Here is a 25,576-nt window from a genome sequence, read left to right as displayed (position 1 = left end):
TTCTAACCGGCTGCGAGCGGCGCGGGCGCAGCGCCTGCAAGGAGACCCGTGACATCAGCCACGGCCAGCGACTCGAAGTCGAGCCCGAAGACCTCGCCCAGCGCCATGATCGCCGCCGGCTTGACCTCGTCGACCGACACCGCGCGACCGAGCTCGCGGCTCATCGTCGTGAACTGCGTATCCTCGAGCCCGCACGCCGTGATCCACGAGCTGAACGGCGCAGGATCGAGATCGACGTTGAGCGCGAAGCCGTGCGTCGTGACCCAGCGCGAGACGTGGATGCCGATGGAGGCCAGCTTGCGCGGCGGCGGCTCGAGCCAGACACCGGTCAGCCCCTCGATCGTCACGGCCGTCATTCCGAACGTGGCAACCGTCGTGATGATCGCCTGTTCCAGGTCCCGCACGTAGCGCTTCAGATCTTTCCCGTGACGGTTGAGGTCGAGGATCGGATAGCAGACGAGCTGGCCAGGCCCATGGAACGTCGACTTCCCCCCTCGGTTCGTCTCGATCACCTCGACGGAGGCGTCGTCTGGCAGGTGTACTTCGCTCGCGTCCGTGCGGCGCCCGGTGGTCACGACCGGAGGGTGCTCGACCAGGATCACCGCCTCCCTTGCCACACCGCCGATCACGGCGGCGGCGAACGACCGCTGCAGTTCGAGTGCCTCCTGGTACGGGACGAGACCGGCATCGACGAGATACGCTTCGGCGCTCACGAGAGGAGGGTAGTTGACGGAGCTCAGGATCGCCCCGGCGCGCACGCGCAACGAGCTGACGACGTTCCTCGCGATCGGGCAGGCTGTGCATCCGGGACCGAAGCCAAGCGTCGACGGGTTGGAGCACGAGCTCGCGACGAGCGCCAGCACGGTGTTCCTCCTTGCGTGGCGCAGGGCCGAGGCCGTGGGCGCGGGCGTCGGGAAGACATCCAGTGTCGGCGACGCCTACTACACGATGGCCAGGGTGCCCGGTGCGTGCCGCCGGGCCGGCGTTGGCACGGCGCTCCTCGCAGCGCTGTCCGAGCGAGCGCGCGCGGCCGGACGCGGGTCATTGATCGGCCGCCTCCGAGAGGACGACGACGAGGCCCGCCGGTTCGTCGAGAAGCGTGGGTTCGAGGAGCTCTCCCGCGAATGTCCGGTCGCTCTCGCTCTCGCGCGCTTCGACGCGGATGCCCGCGTCCTGCCGGGTGTCGAGATCGTCAGCCTCGCCGAGCGTCCCGACCTGATCGAGGCCGCGTACGAGGTTCACTCGATCGCACTCCGGGACGTCCCCGTCGGCTCCGAGGCGCCGTCCGCCACCCCGTATGGCGAGTGGCTGGCCGAGACCGTCGAGGCGCCCGGAGCGTTGCCGGGTCTGTCGCTCGTCGCGCTTCTCGACGGCAAGGCCGTTGGCTGGTCCGGGCTCGCAGAGCTTGCGGGTCAAGAGCGGACTGCAGAGAACCTCCTCACCGGCGTGGTTCCGGAGGCGCGGGGGCGCGGGATCGCAACGGCCCTGAAGGTCGAGCAGGCTCGCAGGGCCAGGGAGGCAGGCTTCCTGCGGATCGAGACGGTGAACGATGAGACCAACGCACCGATGCGCGCCGTGAACGCTCGGCTCGGCTTCGAGGCCGAGCCGATCTGGCTGCTCGTGCGGGGTCCGCTCCTCGCGGCCCGGAAGTAGCCGTAGGGGAGACGGCGCAGCCTCTCCCGGGAGCGAACACAGGGATCACTTGCCTCAGGGGCACACAGACGCCTCGATCGACGACAACCGTTCTAGTCGGCCTGCTCCCAGCCCTCCAGCCGCTCGCGCAGGTCGCGCAGGAAACCGCCGCTGTAGGCGCCGTCGACGAGCCGGTGGTCGTAGGTGAGGGTGATGTTCATCAGGGGCCTGATCGCGATCACGTCCTGGCCGAGCTCGTCCTGCACGACCCAGGGCCGCTTCACGAGCGCATAGGTTCCGAGGATCCCCACCTGCGGCTGGCTGATGATCGGCGTTCCGTGGAACGTGCCGAATCCACCGGGGTTCGTGATCGTGAACGTGCCGCCCTGGACATCGTCCGGCAGGAGCTTCTTCGTGCGGGCGCGTGCTGCGAGATCCGCGATTGCGCGGGCGATCCCGAGCAGGTTCAGATCCTGGGCGTTCTTGATCACCGGCACGATCAGGCCCTTGCCGTCCTCGAGCGAGACCGCGATCCCTAGATTGACCCACGGGCGCGTGATGATCTTCTCGCCGCGGATCTCGGCATTCACCCACTTGTAGTCCTGCAGCGTCTCGACGGTTGCCTTGGCAATGAAAGCGAGATACGTCGGGTTGACGCCGTACGACGCCTGATACTCCTTCTTCAACTGCTCTCTCGCGGCGACGATGCGGGACATATCGACCTCGATCGCGCTCGAGACGTGCGCCGAGGTATCGAGTGACCTTCGCATGTGCTCCATCACGCCGCGGCGCATCGCGCTCATCGGCTCTTCGGCCTCGCCCGTCTGGAGCGGTGCGGCGGGCGGTGCGGCAGCGGGAAGGACAGGCTGAGCAGCGACCGGGGCCGGCGCGGCAGGTGCCGGAGCCGCAGGCGGGGCTGCGGGAGCGGCGGGGGTTGCGGGGGCCGGTGCGGCAGCGGCCGGCGCGCCCGACTCGATGTGCGCCAGGATGTCCTTCTTCGTCACGCGTCCGCCCGTGCCCGTGCCGGCGACCGTATTCGGGTCGACGCCATGCTCGGCTGCGATACGTGCGACAACGGGCGAGACGAACGTCCGGCCGTTCCCCGAGATGGCGTCTGAGGCCGCAGGCGCCGGGGCAGACGGTTCCGACGCGACTGCGACGACGGGTGGCTCGGGAACCACGGCGGCGGGCGGTTCTGTGACGACGGCGACCGGCTCCGGGGGTGCAGGTGTCTCCAGTGCAACGGCGCCGACCGGCAGGATCGTGGCGAGCAACGTTCCGACCTCGACCGTGTCTCCCTCGGCGACGAGGAGCTCGCCGACGACACCGTCTCCGGGGCTCGGAATCTCCGTGTCGACCTTGTCGGTCGAGATCTCGAGCAACGCTTCGTCCCGGGCGATCGTGTCGCCAGGCTGCTTGAGCCACTTCGTGACCGTTCCTTCGGACACGGATACTCCCATCTGGGGCATCACGACCTCGATCTGCGTTCCGGTGGCCAAGACTGAGTCCTTTCTCGTAGGGGCGAGGCGAAGCCTCGCCCTTCAATAGGCGGCGAGCTCGCGGAGCCCGGCGACGACGTCGTCGATCTGGGGAAGGTATGCCTGCTCGAGCGGCGGGGAGAACGGAACGGGCGTGTCGGGAGCGGCTATCCGCTTCACGGGGCCGTCGAGGTACTCGAACGCCTCCTCGGCGATCGTTGCAGCGATCTCGGCTCCGAATCCGCCGGTGCGCGTGTCCTCGTGCAGCACGAGCACCTTGGAGGTGCGGCGGGCGCTTTCGAGGACGGCTTCCCGATCCCAGGGGATCAGCGTGCGGAGATCCATCACCTCGACGGAGATGCCGTCCTGCGCGACAATCCCCGCTGCCTCAGCAGCGGTATAGACCATCGCGCCCCAGGTGACGACGACGATGTCGTCACCCTCGCGGTGAATGCGGGCCTTCCCGAAAGGTGTCGAGTACCGCTCGTCCGGTACCTCACCCTTGATCCTGCGGTAGAGGTGCTTGTGCTCGAAGAAGAGGACGGGGTTGGCGTCCTCGATCGCGGTCACGAGCAAGCCCTTCGCATCTTCGGGCGTCGCCGGGCAGACGACCTTCAATCCCGGGATGTGGGCGAACAGGCTTTCCGGGTTCTGGGAGTGAAATGGTCCGCCCGAGAACCCCCCACCCGAAGGGAGACGGAGAACGATCGGGATCGGCGTCCCGGCTCGGTAGTGCTGCTTGGCCGCCACGGTGACGAGGTGGTCCCAGGCGCACGAGACGAAATCTGCGAACTGCATTTCGGCGACCGGGCGCATCCCCATCAATGCCGCGCCGGTTGCGCCAGCGACGATCGCCGTCTCTGACAGAGGCATGTCGAGCACGCGCCAGGGGCCGAACTCGGCCTGGAACCCGTCCGTGACCTTGAATGCACCGCCGTAGACGCCGACGTCCTCGCCGAGCACGAAGACGCGCTGATCGAGGCGCATCTCCTGTCGGAGCCCGTCGCTGATCGCCTGCAGGTAGGTCTTCTCTGCCATTACTTGTGGTGAGGGGTCTCGAGCTCGTCTTGCGACGCGAACACACCGTCGAGCAAGGTGGTCGGATCGGGGAGCGGTGATTCCTCGGCCCGCTGGAGGGCGTCGTTCAGGAGCTTCTTGACGCCGGCCGTGATCTCGCCCTCCTCCTCGTCGGTCATCCCGGCGTTGTCGCGGAGCCACGTGCGGAAGCGGTCGATCGGGTCGCGCTTCGCCCACTCCTCGAACATCTCGCGCGGAACGTATGACGCGTCGTCGTGGACGGCGTGTCCTTCCATGCGCAGCGTCACCGACTCGATCAGCGTCGGGCCGCCGCCCTCGCGCGCCTTCTCGATCGCGCGCCGCGCCTCGCGGTAGACGGCAAGCACGTCGGTGCCGTCGACGACCACACCCTCGAAGCCGTAGGCCGCCGCCCTGTCCGCCAGGTGATCGATGGCGTGACCGAGGTGGGCGGGAGTCGAGTAGGCCCACTGGTTGTTGTCGATCACGAAGACGACCGGCAGCTTCCGGACGCCGGCGAGGTTCATCCCTTCGTGGGCGTCGCCGCGGGCAGCCGCTCCCTCACCACACCAGGCGACGGCAACCCGCCGCTCCTCACGGATCCGGAAGGCGAGGCCCATGCCGACGGCGACCGGAAGCATCGCCGGCAGATGGCTCACCATCGCGTGCAGCCCGAGGCGGGCGTCACCGATGTGGACGTTCCCGTCGCGACCCTTCGTCGGCCCGTCGGTGCGGCCCATGTACTGGGCGAAGATGCGCCATGGTTCGACGCCGCGCGCAATGTGCACGCCCATGTCGCGCTGCAGGGGGCAGCCGACGTCGTCCGCACCCATCGCCGTTGCCACGCCGACGGCCGAGGCCTCGTTGCCTCGCCCCGTGTAGAAGGACCCGGGAATCTTTCCCTGCTTGTAGAGAATGTGCCCGCGTTCCTCGATTGCGCGCGCGGTCAGCATGCTTCTGTAGATGCCGAAGAGGTCCTCGCGGTCGAGACCGACGTCGTGCACTTCCTGGAGCGAGCCGAAGGGCTCCGCTTCCCGTACCGCCATGGATTCCCCTAGGGCCGTTGTCGGGCGTCACTCTACCTCCCAGCGCGGAAGCCGGAGGGCAATGTCCACTAGGCTCCCGCGCATGGAAGCGCGCAAGCGGCCACGGCGGAACTGGATTCAGGAGGAGCGTCGCAAGACGCTCGGCGACTGGGTGGCGTTCTGCGTCGATTGCGGCTTCACGCTGCGCTACTTCGTCGAGTTGGAGGCCGAGATCCCACCCGCGTGCCCGGGATGCAAGGGCGAGATGAGACACCTCTGCCCCGAGTGCGGAGCACGATTTCCCTCCGCGTTCCTCGTCGAGTGCGAAGAATGCGGCGCGGAGGTGCGACCGAGGGAGCTCTTCGGCGGGCCGATTCGCAAAGCCGGGAAGTAGCGACGGACGGTAGACGCGGGCGACCTTCCAGGTCGCTGACGCGACCCTCAGGTCGCCCATACAGGCTAGAACGGGAAGTAGAACGTTCGGTAGACGCTCGCCCCTACTAGAACGGCGGCCCGATCCGCAAGGCCGGCAAGTAGCTCTCGCAAACGAGCCGGTTCCAGGAATCCGCCGGCTGTGGGGCAATGGCCGGCGGGCCGGCCTCTTCAGGGATCGTGCGTGCGATCAATGAACCCGCGCTAGCGGGTTCGAGATCTTGCAGGTCAAAACATGGTCCCGATGATCTGCGAGAAGCGGATCACCGTGACCGTGTCGGTCTCGGTCACGTCGCGGTTGTAGAGCTGGCTCATCCAGTGTGCGAGCTCGTCGACGCGGCGGATGCCGGGATTGTCGTGCTCGATCTCGCGAGGAGAGAGCTCGCCGAGCGGCTTCACCTCGACCCGGTCGATCACGGCATCGAAGATCTTCTCGCGCGGGCCGTAGCGGGTCCCCACGAGAACGGTGACGATCATGCCTTTCTTGTACTTCGGCGACTTGTCGCCGAGGCGGATGGTGGCGGTCTTGCGGCCGGTCCGCAGCTGATCGGCCACGATCGGCGAGTAGAAGTTGAGCGCGAGCATCGGCATTGCGACGCAACTATAGAGATCTGGTGACGACGGGTTGGCAGCGCACCGTCGCTGTGCTAGGTTTCCCTTGTTGGCACTCTCACAGTAAGAGTGCCGACCCGAGGTGTGACTTCACAACGATGTGACTCTCACAACCCGGTATCGGTAAATCGAACTACGCATCGCAGGGAGGCACGTGCATGAATCTGCAGCCCCTAGGTGACCGCCTGATCGTGGAGGTTCTCGAAGAGGAGTCCACCACGGCGAGCGGCATCGTGCTGCCCGACACCGCCCAGGAGAAGCCGCAGCGCGGCAAGGTCCTGGCCGTCGGCCCCGGCCCTCGTGACGAGGACGGCAAGCGCATCAAGATGGATGTGGCGAAGGGTGACGAGATCATCTTCTCCAAGTACGGCGGCACCGAGATCAAGGTCGGCGCCGACGAAGTCCTGATCCTGCGCGAGTCGGACGTACTCGCGAAGGTCATCTAAAACCAGCTCGACGGAAGGATTGAATAACAGATGGCTCACAAGGAGCTCAAGTTCAACGAGGATGCACGGCGCGCGCTCGAGCGTGGCGTCAACGTCCTCGCCGACGCGGTCAAGGTGACGCTCGGCCCCAAGGGTCGCTACGTCGTGCTGGACAAGAAGTTCGGCGCGCCGACGATCACGAACGACGGTGTCACGATCGCTCGTGAGATCGACGTCGAGGACCCGTTCGAGAACCAGGGTGCTCAGCTCGTCCGCGAGGTCGCAACCGCCACGAACGACGTTGCCGGTGACGGCACGACGACGGCGACCGTTCTCGCGCAGGCCATCGTCCGCGAGGGCCTCAAGAACGTGGCCGCGGGTGCGAACCCGATGGGTCTCAAGCGCGGCATCGAGACGGCCGTCGGCATCATCGTCGACGACCTGAAGAAGCAGTCGGTCGAGATCTCGGGTAAGGAAGACATCGCTCGGGTCGCCACCATCTCGTCGCGCGAGCGCGAGATCGGTGACGTTATCGCCGACGCGATCGAGAAGGTCGGCAAGGACGGCGTCGTCAACGTCGAGGAGGGCCAGACGTTCGGCCTCGACCTCGAGTTCACGGAGGGCATGCAGTTCGACAAGGGCTACCTGTCTCCGTACATGATCACGGACGCCGACCGCATGGAGGCTGTGCTCGACGACCCGTACATCCTGATCGCGAACCAGAAGATCAGTGCGGTCAAGGACATGCTGCCGGTGCTCGAGCAGGTCATCCAGGCCGGCAAGCCGCTCGTCATCGTCGCCGAGGACCTCGAGGGTGAGGCGCTCGCGACGATCGTGGTCAACAAGCTCCGTGGCGTCTTCACCGCTGTCGCGGTCAAGGCTCCGGGCTTCGGAGACCGCCGCAAGCGGATGCTCGAGGACATCGCTGTCCTGACGGGCGGCGAGGTCATCACCGAGGAGCTCGGCCTCAAGCTCGAGAACACGAAGCTGACGCAGCTCGGTCATGCCCGCAAGGTCGTCGTCGACAAGGACTCGACCACGATCATCGATGGTGCCGGTGACGGTGAGGCGATCAAGGCCCGGATCAAGCAGATCAAGGGCGAGATCGAGAACACCGACTCGGACTTCGATCGTGAGAAGCTGCAGGAGCGGCTGGCGAAGCTCGCCGGCGGCGTTGCAGTGGTCAAGGTCGGCGCAGCCACCGAGACGGAGATGAAGGAGAAGAAGCACCGGGTCGAGGACGCGCTGCAGGCAACTCGCGCGGCACTCGAAGAGGGTATCGTCCCGGGCGGCGGCGTTGCGCTGCTGAACGCGGCGGACTCGTCGAAGAAGGCGCTCGCTGCGCTCGAGGGCGACGAGAAGACCGGTGCGAACATCATCATCCGCGCGCTGGAGGAGCCGCTTCGGCAGCTCGCCTACAACGCGGGACTCGAGGGCTCGGTCGTCGTCAGCCAGGTTCGTGCGGCCAAGAAGGGCCAGGGCCTGAACGTCGACACCGGTGAGATCGAGGATCTCGTCAAGAACGGGATCATCGATCCGACAATGGTGACGCGCTCGGCGTTGCAAAACGCAGCCTCGATCGCGAAGAACATCCTCACGACCGAGGTGATCGTTGTCGACGCGCCGGAGAAGAACGGTGGCGGCGGCGGCATGCCCGACATGGGCGGCATGGGCGGGATGATGTAAGCAAACCCGCCTAGGCGGCTTTGCTCGATAGTGCGGTTGGGGGGTCGGCGGGAGCCGGCCCCCTTTCTTTCTGGAGTCGATCCTGAAAGGCGGAGATCCGGTTCGACTCGTAGGTTCGCACTACGACTGGCCGGGCCAAGCCTCGGACAGAATTCACACGCGACGCGTGGCCGGGCGCGTCCCGAGCCTGTTCCACAAGGGCTCGAGGAGCGGATCGGAGATGCGACTCAGGAGAAGGACGAGCCGGTCGATCCAGCGCATGCCGAGCCCGACGGCGAGTGTCGCCGCCGCCCACCCGACGACCATCCCTGCCAGCACGTCGCTCGGGTAGTGCATTCCGAGCGCCACGCGGGAGAGCGCAATCAGGGTGGCAGTGGCGAGGAAGATGACCCCCGCCCGGCGCGAGAATGCCAAAACGGCGAACGCGATCGCGATCGCGACCGCGGCATGGTCACTCGGGAACGATGGGTCGACGGAAGGAGCCGAAAGCAGGTGGGTCAGCGTCGGATGCGCTGTGAACGGGCGCGGACGCTCCCACAGGTGAGAGATCACCTGGTTAGTGGTCATCGCGATCCCGGCGGCCGCAAGACCCGAGATACAGGCCTGCTTCCACCTTCGGTCACCGTAGGGTCGCGCCAGGAACCAGAGCGCGATCACTGCAGCCGCATAGAGCGGAATCGCCAGCTCCGCGAAGGCAGTGACGGGATCCTCGAGCCAGTCGCGTGTAGCGACACCGGCATTGAGCACGTGAAAGAGCGACCAATCGATACGTCATACCGTACCGACGTTCCCCGGCCGCTTGGCGACGGGGGCACACGGTATGAACTCAATCCATTTCCGTGTGCACCTACCCTCCGAGAAGGGCTTGAGCCATGCGCCCGGCACGATTCGAACGTGCGACCTCTGCCTCCGCAGGGCAGCGCTCTATCCCCTGAGCTACGGGCGCGGGGAGGGAGAGTGTAGCTGCGTCGCAGCGACAGGGCCGTGGAGCAGGACTGCATCGTCCGGGACCTCGCGGCGGACGTAGGCGAGCGCAAGGACACGCCCCTCAGCGACGACGGCGCTCGTGATTCTCCCGACGACCTTGCCGTCGAGCGTCAGCTCCGCGTCGTACGCAGGGAGGTCGATCCCCTCGAGCTCGAGAACGCGCAACCCCCGGTTCGGGTGGCCGCGGTAGTGCAGGCGGGCCACGGGCTCCTGGCCGGGGTAACAGCCCTTCGTGAAGCTGATCGCACGGTCCTCGAGACCCGCCTCGGCGGGCAGCACGCGGTCGTCGAGTTCACGGCCCCAGGCGGGCGTGCAGGCGAGGATGCGGAGTCGCTCGAGTTCCTCGGCGGACACGGCGTCAGGGGGGACTGGGGCCGCGTCGAGCAGCTCGTAGGCGGGAACGCCGTAGTCCGGCGTGGGGATCGATTCTTGCGGCGCCTCACCGAGAACGATTGTCGTGGAATGCGCCTCCGGCTCGATCGAGCATTTTGCGGCGAAGCGGAACCGCACGAGCTCCCTCACGATCCGGCTGCCGAGCGCCGGCTCGGTGAGCAACAGGAAATCGTCGACGCCGCGCCGGAGTACCGTCATCGGTGCGATCACCCGGGCCTTCGCCGTGAGCAAAAGCGCCTGGCACGCTTCGCCCGGCCCGAGTGCCTCGACGTCGTTCGAGACCATCCGCTGCAGGTACGACGCCGCGTCGGGGCCGATCACGCCGACGTACTCCCGCGGCCGCGACGCAGCCTGTAACGCTCGAGTGCTCACGCTTACTAGTGTAGGAGCATGTTCCGGAGCAAGGCAGAGAAGAAGGCACGGGAGGCCGGGTACGACCCGGCCCGGCTTCCGGAGGGCCAGTACCTCACGGAGAAGTGGCCCGTACTCCACGCAGGATCGGTTGCGACGTACCCGCAGAACCTCGCGGGCTGGGACTTCAAAGTCCACGGCGAGGTCGACACACCGGTAACCCTCGACTGGAAGCAGCTGAACGAGCTCCCGCGCGTCGAGGTGACGCAGGACATCCACTGCGTCACTCGCTGGAGCCGATTCGACACCACTTTCAGCGGCATCCCGTGGTCGGCGGTGCGTGAGCTCGTCGGGCAGCGCCCGACAGCGAGGTTCGCGATCGCCCATGCCGAGGCCGGCTTCACCACGAACGTTCCCGTCGAGTTCCTCGACCGCGAAGGTGCCATGCTCGCGACGCACGCCGACGGAGAGCCGTTGACGGCCGAGCACGGGTTCCCGCTGCGACTGATCGTTCCGGGGAAGTACTTCTGGAAGAGCGCCAAGTGGCTTCGCGGAATCGAGCTTCGCGCCGACGATCAGCCTGGCTTCTGGGAGCGGCTCGGATACCACAACGAAGCCGACCCGTTCCAGGAGCAGCGCTTCCAGTTCTGAGCGGAGATCACTCTTTCGGGGGATCGGCGAGCACGCTCGGGCACCGATGAATGAAGTGTCCCAACCCCTCCCCTCGCTTCACCCGAAACGGCCCTCCCCCAGGGCCGTTTCTCTTTGGTCGTCGCTGACGCGAAGAGGAACAGCTCGGACGATGGATCAACCCCGTCGCCGCGGCACCTCAGCCGTCCTTGGCCCCCGAGGAGGCTTCGGACATGTTTCCGCCGATCGCCTGCAGGATCTCGGGACGGTCGAGCAGGCGGGCGCGCTGCTCGGGGGACGGGAGTCGGTTCACGACGTACTTGTCCTCGAGGATGTCGTTCAGCGCGCGGCCGCGGTCGTGTTCTCGGATGACGTACTGCGCCACGCGCTCTTCCTTCGAGGAGCCCTGGCCGAGGAACGAGAACAGATCCTTGAATCCCATGTAGCCAGTCTAGCCTACTCGGCTCCGCGGCCGGTTCACACTCTTGCTGGTCGCATCAGGGTGCTACCGTCGCCTCTCGATGGACATCCGAGTCGGCCACAGCCCCGATCCCGACGACGCCTTCATGTACTGGGCGCTCACGACCGACCTCGTCGACCCACGGGGTTTCGCGTTCGAGCAGGTACTCGCCGACATCCAGACCCTCAACCAGTGGGCGCGCGCTGCCCGCCTCGAGGTCACGGCGATCTCCCTTGCGGCGTACCCGTTCGTGCAGCAGGACTACGCGCTCCTCCCGCACGGAGCGAGCATCGGCACGGGGTACGGTCCGATCGTCGTTGCGCGCAAGCCGGCTTCGATCGATGACCTTCGTGGTAAGGAGATCGTCGTCCCGGGAACCATGACGACGGCGTTCCTGACGCTACGGCTCGCGATCGGCGAGTGCCTCTTCCGCGAGTTGTCGTTCGAGCAGATCCCGGACGAGGTCGCATCCGGTCGGGCCGACTACGGGCTGCTGATCCACGAAGGCCAGCTGACGTTCGCCGACATCGGCCTCCACAAGGTGATCGACCTCGGCGAGTGGTGGTTGCTCGAGACGGGTCTTCCGCTTCCGCTCGGGGTCAACGTCGCCCGACGCGACATCGAACGACTCGGCGATCTGTCTGAGGTGCTCGCCGAGGGGATCAGGTGCGGGCTCGAGCACCGGGAGGAGGCGCTCGCGTACGCGCTGCAGTTCGGACGCGGCATCGACGAGGCGGTCGTGGACAGGTTCATCGAGATGTACGTCAACGAGCTGACCGAGGACTACGGCGACGAGGGCCGCTCGGCGGTCGCCGAGCTGTTGCGCCGGGGCGAGGAGATCGGCGCCTTCCCCCATCCCGTTCAGCTCGACTTCGTGTAGGGGCGACGCACACGCTTGCGCGGATGCGTCGCCCGCAAATCGCCCGCAACGCGGGCGAGGTTTGCCTCGCCAAGGCTCGGCGCACCTCGCCCCTACGGGGTTTGTGTAGCGCCCTGCACGACCCACGCGAGGAGCGCCGTCCGCTCCTCGTCCGTCATCCCCGTGACGTTGCCGAGCGGCATCGAGTTCGACGAAACGACCCGTTCGATGTCGTCAGCTCGGGCGGAGATCTGCTCCGGCGTATCGAGGACGACCCCCGCAGGCGCGGTCGAGAATCCCGATTGCGTAGGCGCCACGGAGTGGCACGTTGCGCACCGCTGCTCGACGATGGGCTCGACCTCTCTGAACGAGACCGTCGCGCTGCCCGTGCCGGTCGCCGTTTGGTCTGGCCTGATCGCGACGCCGAGAGCCACCAGCACGACGACACATGAGACCGGGATAGTCCAGATCGTCCGTCCCTGGTGGCGAAGGTTGAAGAAGAGCCGCGAGAGGATCCCGACGAACATGATCACGAGCAGGACGATCCATGCGCGCTCGACACCGTAGGTGAACGCAAAGTGGCCGGCGATCATCGTGAACACGACGGGGAGCGTGAAGTAGTTGTTGTGCACCGACCGCTGCTTGGCGACGACGCCCGGGAACGGGTCGGGATCCCGACCCGCCTTCTTCGCGTTGATCAGCTCCCAGTGGGCGGGGATGATGTTGAAGAAGACGTTCCCCGCCATGATCGTTCCGATCATCGCGCCGACCTGGAGGAACGCCGCTCGGGGCTGGAAGAGCTGCGCGCATCCCCAGGCGGCGAGAGCGGTGAACGCAACTACCAGGATCCAGAGCACGACGCGGTGGCGGATAAAGCCGCGGCAAAGGACGTCGTACACGACCCACGCCGCGATGAGGAGCCCGACGCTGATCGCAACCGCCTGCCATGGCGTCAGGTCTGCCACTTCCGGATCGATCAGGTACGCCCTGGCGTTCAGGTAATAGAGGACGACCATCAGCCCGAATCCGGAGAGCCACGTCGTGTAGGCCTCCCACTTGAACCACGCGAGGTGGCTCGGGAGCACGGGAGGCGCGATCTTGTACTTCTTGACGTGGTAGAAGCCCCCGCCGTGTACCTCCCACAGTTCCCCGCCGACTCCGTCCCGGAGGTCCTCCACCCTGGTCGGCGCCTCGAGCGACTGGTCGAGCAGGACGAAGTAGAAGGACGCTCCGATCCAGGCGATCGCGGCGATCACGTGCAGCGAGCGGATCAGGAGGTTCAGCCAGTCCGTGATGTACGGATCGAGGATCGCCGCGACGACGGTCACTGGCGTGTCCAGCGGTCGATCGCGATCGCGACGAGCTCGCCGACTGCCGTCTCGAGCTCCTCGTCTGTCGGATTGTCGATCCGCTTACGGAGGGTCTCGAGGATGGCAGCCTTGGGGCGCCGGTTGACGAAGACGACGAAGCGAAAGCCGTGTCGCGACTCGTACTCGGCATTCAGGCGCGCAAGTTCGGCCAGCACATGTGGGTCGTCGTCCGTGCCCTGCTCGGCCGCCGAGCGCGCGGAGAGGCCCTCCTTCTGGCCGATCGCCGGGTGGGCGTCGAGCACCTCGCGCTTCTCGGCATCGGTCAGCTCGTCGATCACGACGGCTGCGTTCGCGAGCGGGTCATCCCTTTCGGCGAGCAGCTCGACAAAACGCGTTCTCCCCTCGAAGAGCCCGGCGAGCTCTTCGACGCTCAGCTGCCGCGGTAGCTCGCGCACGAGAACGGGGAGATGAGCAGGGGCACGTGGTAGTGGCCGTCCTCGAGCACGATCTCGAGCTCGACGCGCGTGAAGAACGGTGACGGCGGACGGAAGACCAGGCGATAGGTTCCCGGTTCGAGCGATTCGGCGAGCCGGGCGCGCCCGTCGCCGTCGGTCTCGACACGTGCGATCCGGTCTGTCGCCGACAGAAGCTCAACAGCGACCCCGGCCGCGGGTCGACCCGTGGCGGTATTGAGCACATGGGTCGAGAGCGAGACGGTCATCCCGAGAACTTTCGCGCTTCGACGCGATGGGCCTTTGCGATCTCTGTCTCGTCGGCCTTCACGAGATGCCCGTCGCTGACGACGGTCTCACCTCCGACGACGAGGCGATCGGGGCGAAACGGACCGGCGAAGACGATGCCGGCAACGAGGTCGTCCGCGCCGCCGAGCTCGAGGACATCGGTGCGCCACACGGCGAAGTCGGCGCACTTACCCGGTTCGAGCGAGCCGATGTCGTCGCGACAGAGCACTGCCGCTCCACCCCGCGTGCCGAGTCGAATCGCTTCACGCGCCGTGATCGCTGCCCCGCCGCCGCGTCCACGACAGACGAGAAGCGCCTGCTTGACCTCGAAGAAGAGGTCGCTGCGCTCGTTCGAGGCGGAGCCGTCGACGCCGAGGCCGACCCTGACCCCCGCGTTCACCATCTCGCGCACAGGGGCGGCACCCGCACCGAGCCGCAGATTGGACGTGGGGCAGTGGGCGACCCCGGTACCCGTGCTCGCGAAGCGGGAGATGTCGCTCTCGGAGAGGTGGATGCAGTGAGCGCACCAGACATCGTCGGCGAGCCAGCCGAGCCGATCCAGATACTCCACCGGTCGGCAGCCGTGCAGCTCGAGGCAGTACGCCTCCTCCTCGAGCGTCTCGGCGAGATGCGTGTGGAGCGGAAGGTCGAGCCGACGCGCGAGCGCGGCCGACTCCTCCATCAGGCGCCCGGTGACGGAGAACGGCGAGCACGGTGCGACGGCGAGCTGGACCCGGGCTCCGTGCCCCGGCTCGTGAATCGCAGCTGCGAGTCGCTCGGTCTCGGCGAGTACCGCGTCGAGGTCCTCGACGAGCTCGTCCGGCGGAAGCCCGCCGTCGGAGACGCCCAGGTCCATCGAGCCGCGAGAGGCGACGATCCGCAGGCCGATCTCGCGGGCCGCCTGCACCTCTGCCTCGATCAGGCCTTCACGGCCGCGTGGGAAGACGTAGTGGTGGTCGAAGACGGTCGTGCACCCAGACAACGCGAGTTCGGCAATACCGGTACGAGCAGCTGCGTACTCGGCGTCTGCATCGATTCGCGACCAGACGGGATAGAGCTCTCGGAGCCAGGTAAAGAGGTCGGCCTGCTGGGCCCGGGCCCGGGTGAGCGTCTGGTACAGGTGGTGGTGGGTGTTGATGAGGCCCGGGGTGACGACCGCGCCGTTGAGATCGACCCGCTCGTCCGCGTGGGGCTCCATCCCCGAGCCGACCGAAGCGATCGTCGAGCCGTCGACGAGGATCCAGCCGTTCTCGTGCTCCGACTCCGCGTCGTCCATCGTGACGATCCAGCCGTTTCTATAGAGCGTGCTCACGACACTCCCGGGTGCGATTCGCGCTCGCCCGCCTCGGTCTGGCGTACGAAGCTCGCCTTCTCCCAGAACTCCGGGATCGAGGCGGCGTCGACGTAGCTCATGCCGCTGCGCAGGCCGCCGTGGAGCTCCTCGATCACTCCCGCGACCGAGCCGCGCAGGGGGAACTCCATCTCCTCGCCCTCAGCGACGTACTGGTCGAGCGCGTCGCCGCGACCTTCGATCGCGAGTCGCGCAGCCGCGGCGGAGCGTGAGGCCATCCCGCGGTAGACCTTGAAGAGCTGACCGCGCCTGCGGACGACGTCGCCAGGGCTCTCGTCGCGGCCTGCGAGGAGGCTGCCCACCATGACCGTGCTCGCCCCGGCGCCCATCGCCGTCGCGACATGCCCGGCCCGCCGGATACCCCCGTCGGCGATCAGGGGCACGCCGATGCTTCGAGCCGCCTCCGCGCACTCGAGCACGGCGGAAAGCTGTGGCACGCCGACGCCTGCGACGAGACGGGTCGTGCATGCGAAGCCGGGACCGATTCCGACCTTCACCGCGTCTGCACCTGCCGCTGCGAGATCGCCGACGCCCTCGCCCGTCGCGACGTTGCCGGCTACGACCTCCACGTCCGGCCAGGCGCTCTTCAGCTCCTGCACAGCCTCGATCGCTGCGTCGGCGTGGCCGTGCGCGATATCGAGCACGAGGGCGTCGACCTCGGCCGCGACAAGCTCGCCGGCCCGGTCGAGGTAGTCACCGCGGATCCCGATTGCCGCCGCTACGCGGAGACGGCCGAGCGAGTCGCGGGTCGCCCGTGGGTAGCGATCTGAGACAGCGAGATCCTTGAGCGTGACGAGGCCGGCGACGGTGCCGTCCTCCTGCACGAGGGGAAGCTTCTCGATGCGGCTCGCAGTCAGGAGCCGCCGGGCCTCGTCGAGCGCTACGCCGGGGGGAGCCGTGACGAGTCGCTCGCGCGGGGTCATCAGCGCCTCGACAAGATCACCGTCCTCACCGGCGAGGAGATCGCGGGCTGTGAGCAGCCCGAGCAACCGACCGCTCGGATCGACGACGACGAATCCCGTGACCGCGAGTCGGGCAGCATCCGCGCGCGCCTCGGCGAGCGTGCGGAACGGCTCGATCGTGTAGGGCTCGGCGATGACGTGCGTGAGGTATCGCTTCACGCGGCGAACCTCAGCAGCCTCCTCCTCGACCGAGAGGAACCGGTGTAGGACACCGAGTCCGCCGAGCTGCGCCATGGCGACGGCCATGGGTGCGGTCGTGACGGTGTCCATGTTCGCGGAGACGATTGGCACCTCGAGCTCGATTCCGGGCGTGAAGCTCGAGCGGGTCGAGACATCCTGGCGCGAACGCACACGGGAGCGCCGCGGCACAAGGAGGACGTCGTCGAAGGTCAGACCCAGGCGAATCTCGGTCATGACGACACCTCGAGCGGGACGATCTCGAATCGATCGACGTCGACGAGCCCCAGATCGGTGATCTTGAGCGCGGGGATCACAGAGAGCGCGAGAAAGGCGAGCGTCAGGAAGGGCGTCGCACCGGCCCAGCCGAGCTCCGAGGCGGCCTCGTTGCATGCCCTGCTGCTCTCGATGACCTCTGCGAGCGGCGCATCGGCGAGAAGTCCGGCGACCGGAAGAGCGCACTCTGCGAGCACCCGGCCGTCCGCCACGGCGACGATGCCGCCGCCGATCCGGGCTAGGTGGGAGACGGCAAAGGCGATGTCCTCGTCGGTCATGCCGACGACGACGAGGTTGTGCGCATCATGCGCGACCGACGATGCGAGCGCGCCGCGCTCGAGGCCCGAACCGGCAACGAACCCGAGCCCGATACGACCGGTCGCGAGATGACGCTCGACGACGGCGATCTTTGCCAGGTCGGCACCCGCGTCGGCGACAGCCTGGCCGCCGGAGACGACGGGATCGCACACGAGCGAGCGCGTCACGACCTGATCGTCGATGAGCCCGATTGCCCTGATCCTCGAGCCTTCCGAGGGGATCGCAAAGTCCCCCGCGTTCACCGGTTGGATCCGGACGGTCTGGCGCACCCAGTCCGGGATCGGAGGCGACGCGTGGTCTCTGATCGGTACGCCCCGCTTGAGCACCATGTCCGGCGCAAAGCTCTCGAGGTCGGGGAGGAGCAGCAGATCGGCCTGGTAGCCCGGGGCGATCGCTCCCAGGTGGTCGAGCTTGTGCCAGAGGGCCGGGTGGAAGGAGGCCATCACGAGGGCATCCTCCGGGGCCACGCCGGCGGCGACCGCGGCTCGCACCATCCCGTTGAGGTGGCCACTGTCGGCGATGTCCTCGGGGTCGCGATCGTCGGTGCAGAACGCCATCCTCCCGGGGCCGAACTCGTGCACGAGCGGCAGGAGCGCCTCGAGATTGCGCGCCATCGAGGCCTCTCGGATCAGGAGCCACATCCCGGCGCGGAGGCGCTCGCGTCCCTCGTCGGCGGTCAGCGCCTCGTGGTCCGAGCGGATTCCCGACGCAGCGTAGGCTTGCAACTCTTTGCCGAGGAGCCCGGGGGCGTGGCCGTCAACGTGGGCGGCGCCTTCGAGGGCGAGCTTCGCGAGCTCCTCCGGGGAGCCGTTGACGACGCCCGGGAAGTTCATCATCTCGGCGAGCCCGAGCACCCGCCGCCGGCGCATCAGCGACTCGAGATCGCCGGGACCGAGGGGCCGCCGTGGCGACTCGAAGGGCGAGGCGGGAACACAGGACGGCGCCATGAAGTAGACGTCGAGCTGCAGCCCGGACGATGCGTCCAGGAGCCAGTGGACGCCGTCGACGCCGAGGACGTTTGCGATCTCATGCGGGTCGGCGACGATCGCGGTCGTGCCAAGGGGCAGGATCAGGCGGGCGAGCTCGTCGATGAGGAGCTTGACCGACTCGATATGCATGTGCGCGTCTATGAAGCCCGGGACGACGTAGCGTCCGGTGGCATCGATCGTCTCACGACCCTCGTACGACCCGAGGCCCGCGATCATCCCGTCGCTGATCGCTACATCGCACTCGAGCCACTCCCGCGTGAAGACCGAGAGCACGCTGCCGCCGGAGACGACGAGGTCGGCGGACTCGTCGCCGCGTGCGACGGCAATCGTTCGTTCCAGACGGGGCATCGCGCGTGACGATAACGTCTGATCCGACCATGGGCGACTTCGATGTTCTCGTGCGCGGTGGCCTCGTCGTCGGGCCGACGCACGTTGTCCCCGCGGATCTCGCGATCGCGGACGGGCTCATTGTCGAGATCGGACCTGAGATCGAGGGCAGCGCGGCCGCCGAGATCGACGCCACCGGGCTGCACGTCTTCCCGGGCTGCGTCGACCCGCACGTGCACCTGAACGACCCCGGCACCGACTGGGAGGGGTTCTCCTCCGGTACGGAGGCGTTCGCCCTGGGCGGCGGCACGTGCCTCTTCGACATGCCCCTGAACGCGTCGCCACCGACCGTCGACGGCCCCTCGTTCGACCTCAAGGTCGCAGCTGCGCGCGAGCAGGCCCACACCGACTTCTGCCTCTGGGGAGGCCTCGTCCCCGGTGACGTCGACCGGCTCGACGAGCTCGCCGAGCGAGGCGTGATCGGCTTCAAGGCGTTCATGTGCGACACGGGGGTGGACGAGTTCCCGGCTGCCGACGACCTGACGCTCTACGAGGGCATGGCCCGTGCGGCCCGGCTCGGCCTACCGGTCGCTGTCCACGCAGAGAGTGACGCGATCACGATGGGTCTGACAGAACGGGCACGTCGCGAAGGCCGCACGTCGGTGCGCGACTACCTCGAGACGCGGCCTCCGTTCGTCGAGACGGAGGCGGTTGCGCGAGCGATCCTCCTTGCCGAGGAGACCGGCTGCGCCCTCCACGTCGTCCACGTCAGTACTGCCGCAGCGGCAGTCCTGGTCGCCGAAGCCCGGAGCCGAGGCGTCGACGTCAGCTGCGAAACATGCCCGCAGTACCTCCTCCTCACCGACGAGGACGCCGAGCGGATCGGAGCGCTCGCCAAGTGCTCGCCGGCGATCCGGCCGCGGGCAGGCGCCGAGGCGCTCTGGGGCGAGGTGGGCGCGGGACGGATCCCGATGCTCGCGTGCGACCACTCGCCGGCGCCGCCGGAGCTGAAGCAGGGCGACGACGCGTTTTCCTGGTGGGGCGGCATCTCGGGGCTACAGACGCTGCGCGGGACGCTGCTCGCGGTTGCGCAGGAGCGCGGCCTGACGCTGCCAGAGGTCGCCGGCCTCACAGCCGGTGCCGCCGCCGAGCGCTTCGCACTTCCGCGCAAGGGACGCCTCGAGGTCGGGTTCGACGCCGACCTCGCGCTCGTCGATCTCGGGCACGAGGGAATCGTCGAGAGGGCCGACCTGCGCTACCGCTATCCGCAGAGCCCGTTCGTCGGCATGTCCACGCGAGGGCGGGTCGTGCGAACGCTTCTCCGCGGAGACGCGGTGATCGAGGACGGCCGACTCGTACCCAACGCAACTTTCGGCCGCATCGTGCGTCCAGAAATGTGAACAGCGAGCGGTCCGCGGTTGCCAAGTGGTGTCCGGCGCGAGAGGATGGCGACGGCAACCAGACGAGGCGCGTTCCGACGGACGGTTCGCTCCCGACCATCACAAGGAGATCAGATGAGGAAGTTAGGGGTAGGGCTCGGGGTCGCGCTCGTGACGATCGCGCTCGCAGCGCTCGCCGTTGCGACGACGGGCTCGGCAGCGCCGAGCGCGAAGAAGGCGCCGATCAAGGCCGCGTGGATCTACGTCGGCCCGCACAACGACGGGGGCTGGTCGCAGGCCCACGACAAGGGGCGCCTGTACGTCCAGAAGGCAATGGGCGCGAACGTGATCACGACCTACAAGGAGAACGTCCCCGAGGGCCCGCAGGCAGCCCAGGTGATCGACAGCCTCGTTCGTGACGGGAACAAGATCATCTTCGCGACCTCGTTCGGCTACATGGACGCGATGGCCGCCGCCGCGAAGAAGTACCCGGACGTGTACTTCGAGCACGCGACCGGCTACAAGTCCGCCAAGAACTACGCCAACTATTTTGGCGCAGGCGAGGACGCGATCTATCTCTCCGGCATCGCGGCAGGTGCAGCGACGAAGAAGGGTGTCGTCGGGTACATCGTGCCCTTCCCGATCCCCGAGATCATCCGTCATGCCAACGCATTTGCGCTCGGCGTGCAGCTCGTGAAGCCCAACGCGAAGGTCAAGCTCGTTTGGACGAAGTCGTGGTTCGATCCGGCCAAGGAGAAGAAGGCCGCAGAGAGCCTCGTTGCCGCCGGGGCCGACGTGATCGGGCAGAACGTGGACAGCCCGGCCGCCGGCAAGTACGCGCAGTCGAAGGGTCTTCCGTGGGTGGGCTACAACAGTGACTCGCGGAAGTTCGCACCGACGTCGTGGCAGGTTGCGGCCGTCTACGACTGGGGCAAGCCGTACTACCTGAAGCGCGTCAAGGCAGCCGCCAACGGCACCTGGAAGACCGGGAGCTACTGGGGCTCGATGGCCGACGGCTTCGCCCTGCTCTCGCCCTACGGGCCGAAGGTGACGGCGAAGACGAAGGCGCTCATCGCCGCGAAGCAGAAGGCGATCATCTCCGGGAAGTTCTACGAGTTCCAGGGACCGCTCTACGACCAGGCCGGGAAGCTTCGCGTCCCGAAGGGGAAGCGGATGACCCTGCCGCAGATCCTCTCCGTCAACTGGCTCGTGAAGGGCATCGAAGGCAGCCCGAAGGGCTAACGAACGCCGTGGGGTGTGCGCACCGGCATCGAGCCGCCGCGCACACCCTATGGACCCAAACTCTCCGATGAGCTCCTCCGAGCCGCACGCGCCGCCTGCTCCGCCTGCTCCCAGTGAGGTTGCGGTTGCGATGCGCGGCATCACGAAGCGCTTCCCGGGCGTCCTCGCGAACGACAACGTTTCCTTCGAGGTCGCGAAGGGCGAGGTACATGGCCTGCTCGGTGAGAACGGGGCCGGCAAGACGACGCTGATGAACATCCTCACAGGCCTCTATCGGCCTGACGAGGGCGAGATCGAGGTCGGTGGGAGCGTCGTCGAGCTTCACAGCCCGCGAGATGCGATCACGGCGGGGATCGGGATGGTGCATCAGCACTTCCGCCTCGTCGACACGCTCACCGTCTCCGAGAACCTCGTTCTCGGTTCGCGGACCGAGCCGTTCCTGCTCAACCGTGCCAGCCGCACGCGCGAGGTCGAGTTGATCTCCGAGGCGCTGCACATGCCGGTCGACCCCGACGCGAAGATCTGGCAGCTGTCGGTTGGCGAGCAGCAGCGCGTGGAGATCATGAAGGCCGTGCGGAGCGGCTCGCAGGTGCTGATCCTCGACGAGCCGACCGCGGTTCTGACGCCGCAGGAGGCGCGCGAGCTCTTCCGAACGATCCGGACGATGGCCGCAGAGGGGCACTCGGTGATCGTGATCACGCACAAGCTGCACGAGGTCCTCGAGGTCTCCGATCGCGTCACCGTGCTCCGCGGGGGACGCTCGATCGCGACCGTCGACACGGCCGGGGCCACGCCGGAGTCGCTCGCAGCGCTCATGGTAGGGCGGGATATCGACGCCGCGCGACGACGCGAGAGCGAGTCCTCGATCGGCGAGGTCGTGTTGAGCGTAGAGGGCATCACGGCTCCCGGAGATCGTGGCGGAGATGCCCTCAAGGGCGTCTCGCTCTCGGTCCGTGCCGGCGAGGTGCTCGGGATCGCCGGGGTAGCGGGAAACGGTCAGCGCGAGCTTGCAGAGGCCGTCACCGGAATGAGGGCTCTCTCGGCCGGCACGGTCTCCGTTGGCGGAACCCGGCTGAAAACCGGCGATCCGCGGGCGGCGATCACCGCCGGCATCGCCCACGTGCCCGAGGATCGCATGCACACGGGCGTCGCGCCGAGCCTCAGCATCGCCTCGAACATCGCGCTCAAGTCGTATCGCACCGAAGCGGTCGGGCCGTTCCTTCGACTCGGGCTGATCCGGAAGCGCGCCGAGGAGATGATCGAGCGGTACGACGTGAAGACGCCAGGCCCCGAGACCGCGGCGCGCAGCCTCTCGGGAGGGAACCTCCAGAAGGTCGTGCTCGCCCGTGAGTTCTCGGGAGATCCGAGGGTACTCGTCGCGGCCGCACCGACCCGCGGACTGGATGTCGGCGCGATCGAGACGGTGCACGATTACCTCCGACAGGCCGCCGACAACCGGGTTGCCGTCCTCCTGATCAGCGAGGACCTCGACGAAGTGATGATGCTCGCCGACCGGATCGTCGTCATGTACGAGGGTGCCGTTGCAGGAGAGGTCGACCCGAGGGTCGCCACCGTCGAGGAGATCGGTCTGCTGATGGCCGGCGTCACCGGTGAGCGCGCCGGGGGCGAGTCGTGAGCCTGCCCCAGGTCCGGATCGAGAAGCGCCTGAAGCAGAGGCGCTGGCTGATGGTCGCTGTCCCGCTCGGTTCGCTCGTGGTCGCGCACATCGCGATTGCGATCCTTCTCGTCGTCACGGGCCATCCGCCGATTGCGACGTTCCGACGCCTCTTCGACGCCGCCTACATCGCCGATGGTGCCCTCACGAACTCCCTGATCGCTGCCACGCCGCTCGCGTTCACCGGACTCGCCGCCGCCGTGGCGTTCCGCATGAAGCTGTTCAACATCGGCGCCGAGGGGCAGTTGTACTTCGGGGCGATCGGCGCGAGCGGGATCGCGATTCTCCTCGCGGGACAGTCGACACCGGTGCTGATCGTCGCGATGATCGTCGGCGGCGCGGTGCTCGGAGCGGCGTGGGGAGCGATCCCCGGCCTCCTGCGAGCATTCCTCCGCACGAACGAGATCATCACCTCGCTGATGCTCAACTACGTCGCTGCGCTCGCCCTCAACTACCTCATCTTCGACTCGCTCTCCTACTGGCGCGACACATCGGCGACTGGCCTCGTGTTCCCCCAGGGCAAGGCCCTCGCCGACGCGGCCACCTGGCCCGTGACGACGATCGGATCGGTCGCCATCCCGTTCGGCTTCCTCGTCGCAGCGGCCGTTGCGTTCGTCGTGTGGGTGCTCTACACGCGCACGCGCTTTGGATTTGAAGCACAGGTGATCGGCGACTCTCCGCGAGCCGCTCGCTACGCCGGCATGCGGACGAGACGCAAGATCGTCGCGATCATGTGTCTCTCGGGTGCCATCGCGGGCGTCGGCGGCGCAAGCCAGATGGGCGACTTCCGCCATGTCCTCGATGCCCGCGGCCTGCAGCAGGCGAACTACGGCTACACCGGCATCGTTGTCGCGGCACTTGCCCGCTACAACCCGTTTGCCGTCGTCTTCGCCGCCTTCCTCCTCGGCGGGCTCCAGAACGCCGGCTACACGCTCCAGAGCGCCGACTTCCCATCCGGGCTCGTCGGCGTGATGCAGGGCATGATCCTCTTTGCGATGCTCGGCGGTGAGTTGCTCGTGCAGTACCGGATCTCGATTTCGCGCCCGGTACGCCACACGCGCACGCAGACGGAGCCGGCCTCGTGAACAACAGCATCGTCGTCGTCGTTCTTGCCTCGGCGGTCGCCTACGGGACACCGCTGCTCTACGCCGCGCTCGGCGAGTTGCTGGCCGAGCGATCTGGTGTCCTCAACCTTGGCGTCGAGGGGATGATGCTCGTCGGCGCGGTGATGGGCTTCCTTGCGGTGCAGAAGATCGACGGCGCAAAAGGAGTCGTTCTGCCGCTCGCCGTCGCCGTCGCCGCCCTGGCGGGTGCGGTCGCTGCGCTCGTCCTCGCCTTCCTCGTGATTACGCTGCGCGCGAACCAGATCGTGGCCGGGCTTGCGTTGACGATCCTCTGCGGCGCTGCGGGGCTCTCGTCGTACATCGCGAACGACTTCGAGCTCGCAACCGACCCGGCGCGCTACTCGTTCGAGGAGGTCAATGCGTTCGGCCTTCAGGATCTACCCGTCGTCGGCCCAGTTCTGTTCGGGCAGACCTGGCTCGTCTACGCGTCATGGGTCTGCGTCCTGCTCGTCGGCCTTTACCTGTCGCGGACCCGCCCCGGCCTCAACGTGCGAGCGATCGGGGAGGCGCCTGCCGCGGCTGACGCCATGGGTATCAGCGTGGCGAAGTATCGATACCTCCATACCACCGCGGGAGGCGCATTCGCCGGCGTCGGCGGAGCCTGCTTCAGCCTGGCCCTGACCCCTCTCTGGGTCGACGGGCTCACGGGTGGAACCGGCTGGATAGCGATCGCGCTCGTCATCTTCGCGTTCTGGCGTGCGGACCTCTGCCTCGTCGGCGCATATGTCTTCGGCGCTTTCTCCGCGCTGCCCCTCATCCTCCAGGCGAAGGGCTACACCGTCACGCCGCAGCTCTTCCAGGCGCTTCCCTACGTGATGACTATCGTCGTACTCGTGATCGTCTCATCCGGCATCGGCCGCCGGCGCCTCGGAGCCCCCGCGAGCCTCGGCGTCCCGTACGTTCGTGAGGAGCGCTAGCGATCGACGTCCACACCCCTCGCTCGCTCGCCGAAGCGATCGCCCTCAAGGCGGAGCTCCCGGAAGCAAGGTTCGTCCAGGGGGGCACCGACGTGCTCGTCGAGCTGAACTTCGACCGCTCGCGGCCGCCGGCGCTGATCAACCTCAACGAGGTCGAGGAGCTGCGCGGGTCTGGGCAGGACGGCGACACGCTCGTCCTCGGCGCCGCACTCACGTACGCCGAGGCGATGGCGAATCCGCTTGCCGGGCTCCTCCCGGCCCTTGCCGAGGCGTCGCGCACCGTCGGCTCACCCCAGATCCGGAACCGCGGCACGATCGGCGGCAACCTCGGCACCGCCTCACCGGCCGGCGACGCGCTCCCACCGCTCGTGATCGGTGACGCGCAGGTCTGCGTCGCGAGCGTTCGCGGCGAGCGGCGCGTGCCGATCGGCGAGTTCATTCTCGGCGTCAAGACGAACGCACTCGCAGATGACGAGATCGTCGTCTCGGTGCGAATGAAGCCGAGCGGCGCACGGCAGACGTTCATGAAGGTCGGGCCGCGCAACGCAATGGTTATCTCCGTGTGCTCGCTCGCGCTCGAGATCGATCGCGAGCGAGGCGAGATTCGCGCAGCCTTCGGCTCGTCCGCGCCGACCGTTCGTCTCGTGACAGCACCGATCGACGAGGCCGAACGGTTCCCCTCACGCGTGGCCGACGCCGCGAGTCCGATCGACGACGTGCGCGGCACGGCCGCGTACCGCCGTCATGCGCTGCACGTCCTCGCCGCGCGCGCGCTCGAGAGGTG

25 protein-coding genes, 1 tRNA gene and 1 pseudogene are annotated in these 25,576 nt (G+C 67.5%); 12 read left to right on the top strand and 15 right to left on the bottom strand.

The genetic code is table 11. The annotated features are described in order from the left end of the window. Window positions 1-2: 2 nt before the first annotated feature. The gene (gene lipB, locus ABIR74_RS06705) at window positions 3-713 is read right to left on the bottom strand and encodes a lipoyl(octanoyl) transferase LipB (protein WP_348176250.1); all 711 of its coding nucleotides are present in this window, start codon (window positions 711-713) and stop codon (window positions 3-5) included. 13 nt (window positions 714-726) lie between these two features. Between lipB and ABIR74_RS06700 the strand changes: the two genes are divergently transcribed. After that, entirely contained in the window at window positions 727-1,653 is a 927-nt protein-coding gene (locus ABIR74_RS06700) for a GNAT family N-acetyltransferase (protein ID WP_348176247.1), read from the top strand. A gap of 92 nt (window positions 1,654-1,745) precedes the next feature. Here the strand turns inward: ABIR74_RS06700 and ABIR74_RS06695 are convergent, their stop codons facing one another. From ABIR74_RS06695 to ABIR74_RS06685, 3 genes are read right to left on the bottom strand one after another with little or no spacing between them, the layout of a single operon-like run. Continuing rightward, the gene (locus tag ABIR74_RS06695; protein WP_348176244.1) at window positions 1,746-3,131 is read right to left on the bottom strand and encodes a dihydrolipoamide acetyltransferase family protein; all 1,386 of its coding nucleotides are present in this window, start codon (window positions 3,129-3,131) and stop codon (window positions 1,746-1,748) included. A 42-nt stretch (window positions 3,132-3,173) separates the two neighbouring features. Then, window positions 3,174-4,148: an alpha-ketoacid dehydrogenase subunit beta gene (locus tag ABIR74_RS06690; RefSeq protein WP_348176241.1), complete on the bottom strand. Its 975-nt coding sequence runs from the start codon at window positions 4,146-4,148 to the stop codon at window positions 3,174-3,176. Beyond that, complete coding sequence (locus ABIR74_RS06685; protein WP_348176239.1) at window positions 4,148-5,191, bottom strand: thiamine pyrophosphate-dependent dehydrogenase E1 component subunit alpha; 1,044 nt, start codon at window positions 5,189-5,191, stop codon at window positions 4,148-4,150. Before ABIR74_RS06685 ends, ABIR74_RS06690 begins: the two co-directional genes overlap by 1 nt. 82 nt (window positions 5,192-5,273) lie before the next feature. On the opposite strand from ABIR74_RS06685, the gene ABIR74_RS06680 reads away from it, so the two are divergent. Then, the gene (locus ABIR74_RS06680) at window positions 5,274-5,564 is read left to right on the top strand and encodes a hypothetical protein (RefSeq protein ID WP_348176236.1); all 291 of its coding nucleotides are present in this window, start codon (window positions 5,274-5,276) and stop codon (window positions 5,562-5,564) included. 266 nt (window positions 5,565-5,830) lie between these two features. Here the strand turns inward: ABIR74_RS06680 and ABIR74_RS06675 are convergent, their stop codons facing one another. Further along, the gene (locus tag ABIR74_RS06675) at window positions 5,831-6,193 is read right to left on the bottom strand and encodes an ASCH domain-containing protein (protein WP_348176234.1); all 363 of its coding nucleotides are present in this window, start codon (window positions 6,191-6,193) and stop codon (window positions 5,831-5,833) included. 179 nt (window positions 6,194-6,372) lie between these two features. Between ABIR74_RS06675 and groES the strand changes: the two genes are divergently transcribed. Together groES and groL are read left to right on the top strand one after the other, a co-directional pair. Further along, on the top strand, window positions 6,373-6,660 hold the full coding sequence (groES, locus tag ABIR74_RS06670) for a co-chaperone GroES (protein WP_348176231.1): 288 nt from the start codon (window positions 6,373-6,375) through the stop codon (window positions 6,658-6,660). A gap of 30 nt (window positions 6,661-6,690) precedes the next feature. Further along, a complete protein-coding gene (groL, locus tag ABIR74_RS06665) occupies window positions 6,691-8,325 on the top strand; it encodes a chaperonin GroEL (RefSeq protein WP_348176228.1) in 1,635 nt (544 codons plus the stop codon). A gap of 153 nt (window positions 8,326-8,478) precedes the next feature. Here the strand turns inward: groL and ABIR74_RS06660 are convergent, their stop codons facing one another. From ABIR74_RS06660 to ABIR74_RS06650, 3 genes are all read right to left on the bottom strand, one after another. Continuing rightward, window positions 8,479-9,072, bottom strand: coding sequence for a phosphatase PAP2 family protein (locus ABIR74_RS06660; RefSeq protein WP_348176226.1), 594 nt, complete (start codon window positions 9,070-9,072; stop codon window positions 8,479-8,481). 126 nt (window positions 9,073-9,198) lie between these two features. After that, window positions 9,199-9,271 (bottom strand) — tRNA-Arg (locus tag ABIR74_RS06655). Next, window positions 9,262-10,077: a hypothetical protein gene (locus tag ABIR74_RS06650; protein ID WP_348176224.1), complete on the bottom strand. Its 816-nt coding sequence runs from the start codon at window positions 10,075-10,077 to the stop codon at window positions 9,262-9,264. Before ABIR74_RS06650 ends, ABIR74_RS06655 begins: the two co-directional genes overlap by 10 nt. A gap of 18 nt (window positions 10,078-10,095) precedes the next feature. On the opposite strand from ABIR74_RS06650, the gene ABIR74_RS06645 reads away from it, so the two are divergent. Beyond that, a complete protein-coding gene (locus tag ABIR74_RS06645) occupies window positions 10,096-10,707 on the top strand; it encodes a sulfite oxidase-like oxidoreductase (RefSeq protein ID WP_348176222.1) in 612 nt (203 codons plus the stop codon). Window positions 10,708-10,885: 178 nt separating this feature from the next. Here ABIR74_RS06645 and ABIR74_RS06640 read toward each other — a convergent pair whose 3' ends face one another. Then, window positions 10,886-11,128: a hypothetical protein gene (locus ABIR74_RS06640; protein ID WP_348176219.1), complete on the bottom strand. Its 243-nt coding sequence runs from the start codon at window positions 11,126-11,128 to the stop codon at window positions 10,886-10,888. 79 nt (window positions 11,129-11,207) lie between these two features. Between ABIR74_RS06640 and ABIR74_RS06635 the strand changes: the two genes are divergently transcribed. Continuing rightward, complete coding sequence (locus ABIR74_RS06635; RefSeq protein WP_348176216.1) at window positions 11,208-12,026, top strand: MqnA/MqnD/SBP family protein; 819 nt, start codon at window positions 11,208-11,210, stop codon at window positions 12,024-12,026. Between the two features lie 92 nt (window positions 12,027-12,118). Here the strand turns inward: ABIR74_RS06635 and ABIR74_RS06630 are convergent, their stop codons facing one another. Genes ABIR74_RS06630 through ade form a run of 6 tightly spaced genes read right to left on the bottom strand, consistent with a single transcriptional unit; the run spans window position 12,119 to window position 18,476 of the window. Continuing rightward, entirely contained in the window at window positions 12,119-13,333 is a 1,215-nt protein-coding gene (locus ABIR74_RS06630) for a urate hydroxylase PuuD (RefSeq protein ID WP_348176213.1), read from the bottom strand. Continuing rightward, on the bottom strand, window positions 13,330-13,770 hold the full coding sequence (locus tag ABIR74_RS06625; protein ID WP_348176211.1) for a 2-oxo-4-hydroxy-4-carboxy-5-ureidoimidazoline decarboxylase: 441 nt from the start codon (window positions 13,768-13,770) through the stop codon (window positions 13,330-13,332). Before ABIR74_RS06625 ends, ABIR74_RS06630 begins: the two co-directional genes overlap by 4 nt. Beyond that, on the bottom strand, window positions 13,746-14,036 hold the full coding sequence (locus ABIR74_RS06620) for a hydroxyisourate hydrolase (protein ID WP_348176209.1): 291 nt from the start codon (window positions 14,034-14,036) through the stop codon (window positions 13,746-13,748). The genes ABIR74_RS06625 and ABIR74_RS06620 overlap by 25 nt, the downstream gene beginning before the upstream one ends. Beyond that, window positions 14,033-15,367: an 8-oxoguanine deaminase gene (locus ABIR74_RS06615; RefSeq protein ID WP_348176207.1), complete on the bottom strand. Its 1,335-nt coding sequence runs from the start codon at window positions 15,365-15,367 to the stop codon at window positions 14,033-14,035. The genes ABIR74_RS06620 and ABIR74_RS06615 overlap by 4 nt, the downstream gene beginning before the upstream one ends. Next, window positions 15,364-16,782, bottom strand: a complete 1,419-nt coding sequence (locus tag ABIR74_RS06610; RefSeq protein ID WP_348176204.1) for an IMP dehydrogenase — start codon at window positions 16,780-16,782, stop codon at window positions 15,364-15,366. Before ABIR74_RS06610 ends, ABIR74_RS06615 begins: the two co-directional genes overlap by 4 nt. Further along, on the bottom strand, window positions 16,779-18,476 hold the full coding sequence (gene ade / locus ABIR74_RS06605) for an adenine deaminase (RefSeq protein WP_348176201.1): 1,698 nt from the start codon (window positions 18,474-18,476) through the stop codon (window positions 16,779-16,781). Before ade ends, ABIR74_RS06610 begins: the two co-directional genes overlap by 4 nt. A gap of 29 nt (window positions 18,477-18,505) precedes the next feature. Here ade and allB point away from each other — a divergent pair, with 29 nt between their 5' ends. The 6 genes and pseudogenes from allB to ABIR74_RS06575 form a co-directional block, all read left to right on the top strand. Further along, entirely contained in the window at window positions 18,506-19,855 is a 1,350-nt protein-coding gene (gene allB, locus ABIR74_RS06600; protein WP_348176199.1) for an allantoinase AllB, read from the top strand. Window positions 19,856-19,969: 114 nt separating this feature from the next. Further along, entirely contained in the window at window positions 19,970-21,076 is a 1,107-nt protein-coding gene (locus tag ABIR74_RS06595) for a BMP family ABC transporter substrate-binding protein (protein ID WP_348176196.1), read from the top strand. A 130-nt stretch (window positions 21,077-21,206) separates the two neighbouring features. Then, window positions 21,207-22,712: an ABC transporter ATP-binding protein gene (locus tag ABIR74_RS06590; RefSeq protein ID WP_348176194.1), complete on the top strand. Its 1,506-nt coding sequence runs from the start codon at window positions 21,207-21,209 to the stop codon at window positions 22,710-22,712. Then, the gene (locus ABIR74_RS06585) at window positions 22,709-23,836 is read left to right on the top strand and encodes an ABC transporter permease (RefSeq protein ID WP_348176191.1); all 1,128 of its coding nucleotides are present in this window, start codon (window positions 22,709-22,711) and stop codon (window positions 23,834-23,836) included. The genes ABIR74_RS06590 and ABIR74_RS06585 overlap by 4 nt, the downstream gene beginning before the upstream one ends. Beyond that, window positions 23,833-24,792, top strand: a complete 960-nt coding sequence (locus tag ABIR74_RS06580; protein ID WP_348176188.1) for an ABC transporter permease — start codon at window positions 23,833-23,835, stop codon at window positions 24,790-24,792. Before ABIR74_RS06585 ends, ABIR74_RS06580 begins: the two co-directional genes overlap by 4 nt. Window positions 24,793-24,794: 2 nt before the next feature. Beyond that, window positions 24,795-25,568, top strand: a pseudogene (locus tag ABIR74_RS06575) (FAD binding domain-containing protein); the annotation flags it as partial. Window positions 25,569-25,576: the final 8 nt, after the last annotated feature.

Source organism: Gaiella sp., from assembly GCF_039915195.1.
In the GTDB taxonomy this organism is placed as follows: domain Bacteria; phylum Actinomycetota; class Thermoleophilia; order Gaiellales; family Gaiellaceae; genus Gaiella.
This window is presented reverse-complemented; position numbering and strand designations above follow the sequence as displayed.

Excerpts from the sequence above, each read along its gene's own strand:
- ABIR74_RS06690 (WP_348176241.1), bottom strand. The coding sequence starts at position 4,148 with ATGGCAGAGAAGACCTACCTGCAGGCGATCAGCGACGGGCTCCGACAG.
- ABIR74_RS06685 (WP_348176239.1), bottom strand. The coding sequence starts at position 5,191 with ATGGCGGTACGGGAAGCGGAGCCCTTCGGCTCGCTCCAGGAAGTGCAC.
- ABIR74_RS06680 (WP_348176236.1), top strand. The coding sequence starts at position 5,274 with ATGGAAGCGCGCAAGCGGCCACGGCGGAACTGGATTCAGGAGGAGCGT.
- ABIR74_RS06675 (WP_348176234.1), bottom strand. The coding sequence starts at position 6,193 with ATGCCGATGCTCGCGCTCAACTTCTACTCGCCGATCGTGGCCGATCAG.
- groES (WP_348176231.1), top strand. The coding sequence starts at position 6,373 with ATGAATCTGCAGCCCCTAGGTGACCGCCTGATCGTGGAGGTTCTCGAA.
- groL (WP_348176228.1), top strand. The coding sequence starts at position 6,691 with ATGGCTCACAAGGAGCTCAAGTTCAACGAGGATGCACGGCGCGCGCTC.
- ABIR74_RS06645 (WP_348176222.1), top strand. The coding sequence starts at position 10,096 with ATGTTCCGGAGCAAGGCAGAGAAGAAGGCACGGGAGGCCGGGTACGAC.
- ABIR74_RS06640 (WP_348176219.1), bottom strand. The coding sequence starts at position 11,128 with ATGGGATTCAAGGATCTGTTCTCGTTCCTCGGCCAGGGCTCCTCGAAG.
- ABIR74_RS06635 (WP_348176216.1), top strand. The coding sequence starts at position 11,208 with ATGGACATCCGAGTCGGCCACAGCCCCGATCCCGACGACGCCTTCATG.
- ABIR74_RS06620 (WP_348176209.1), bottom strand. The coding sequence starts at position 14,036 with ATGACCGTCTCGCTCTCGACCCATGTGCTCAATACCGCCACGGGTCGA.
- ABIR74_RS06610 (WP_348176204.1), bottom strand. The coding sequence starts at position 16,782 with ATGACCGAGATTCGCCTGGGTCTGACCTTCGACGACGTCCTCCTTGTG.
- ade (WP_348176201.1), bottom strand. The coding sequence starts at position 18,476 with ATGCCCCGTCTGGAACGAACGATTGCCGTCGCACGCGGCGACGAGTCC.
- allB (WP_348176199.1), top strand. The coding sequence starts at position 18,506 with ATGGGCGACTTCGATGTTCTCGTGCGCGGTGGCCTCGTCGTCGGGCCG.
- ABIR74_RS06595 (WP_348176196.1), top strand. The coding sequence starts at position 19,970 with ATGAGGAAGTTAGGGGTAGGGCTCGGGGTCGCGCTCGTGACGATCGCG.
- ABIR74_RS06590 (WP_348176194.1), top strand. The coding sequence starts at position 21,207 with ATGCGCGGCATCACGAAGCGCTTCCCGGGCGTCCTCGCGAACGACAAC.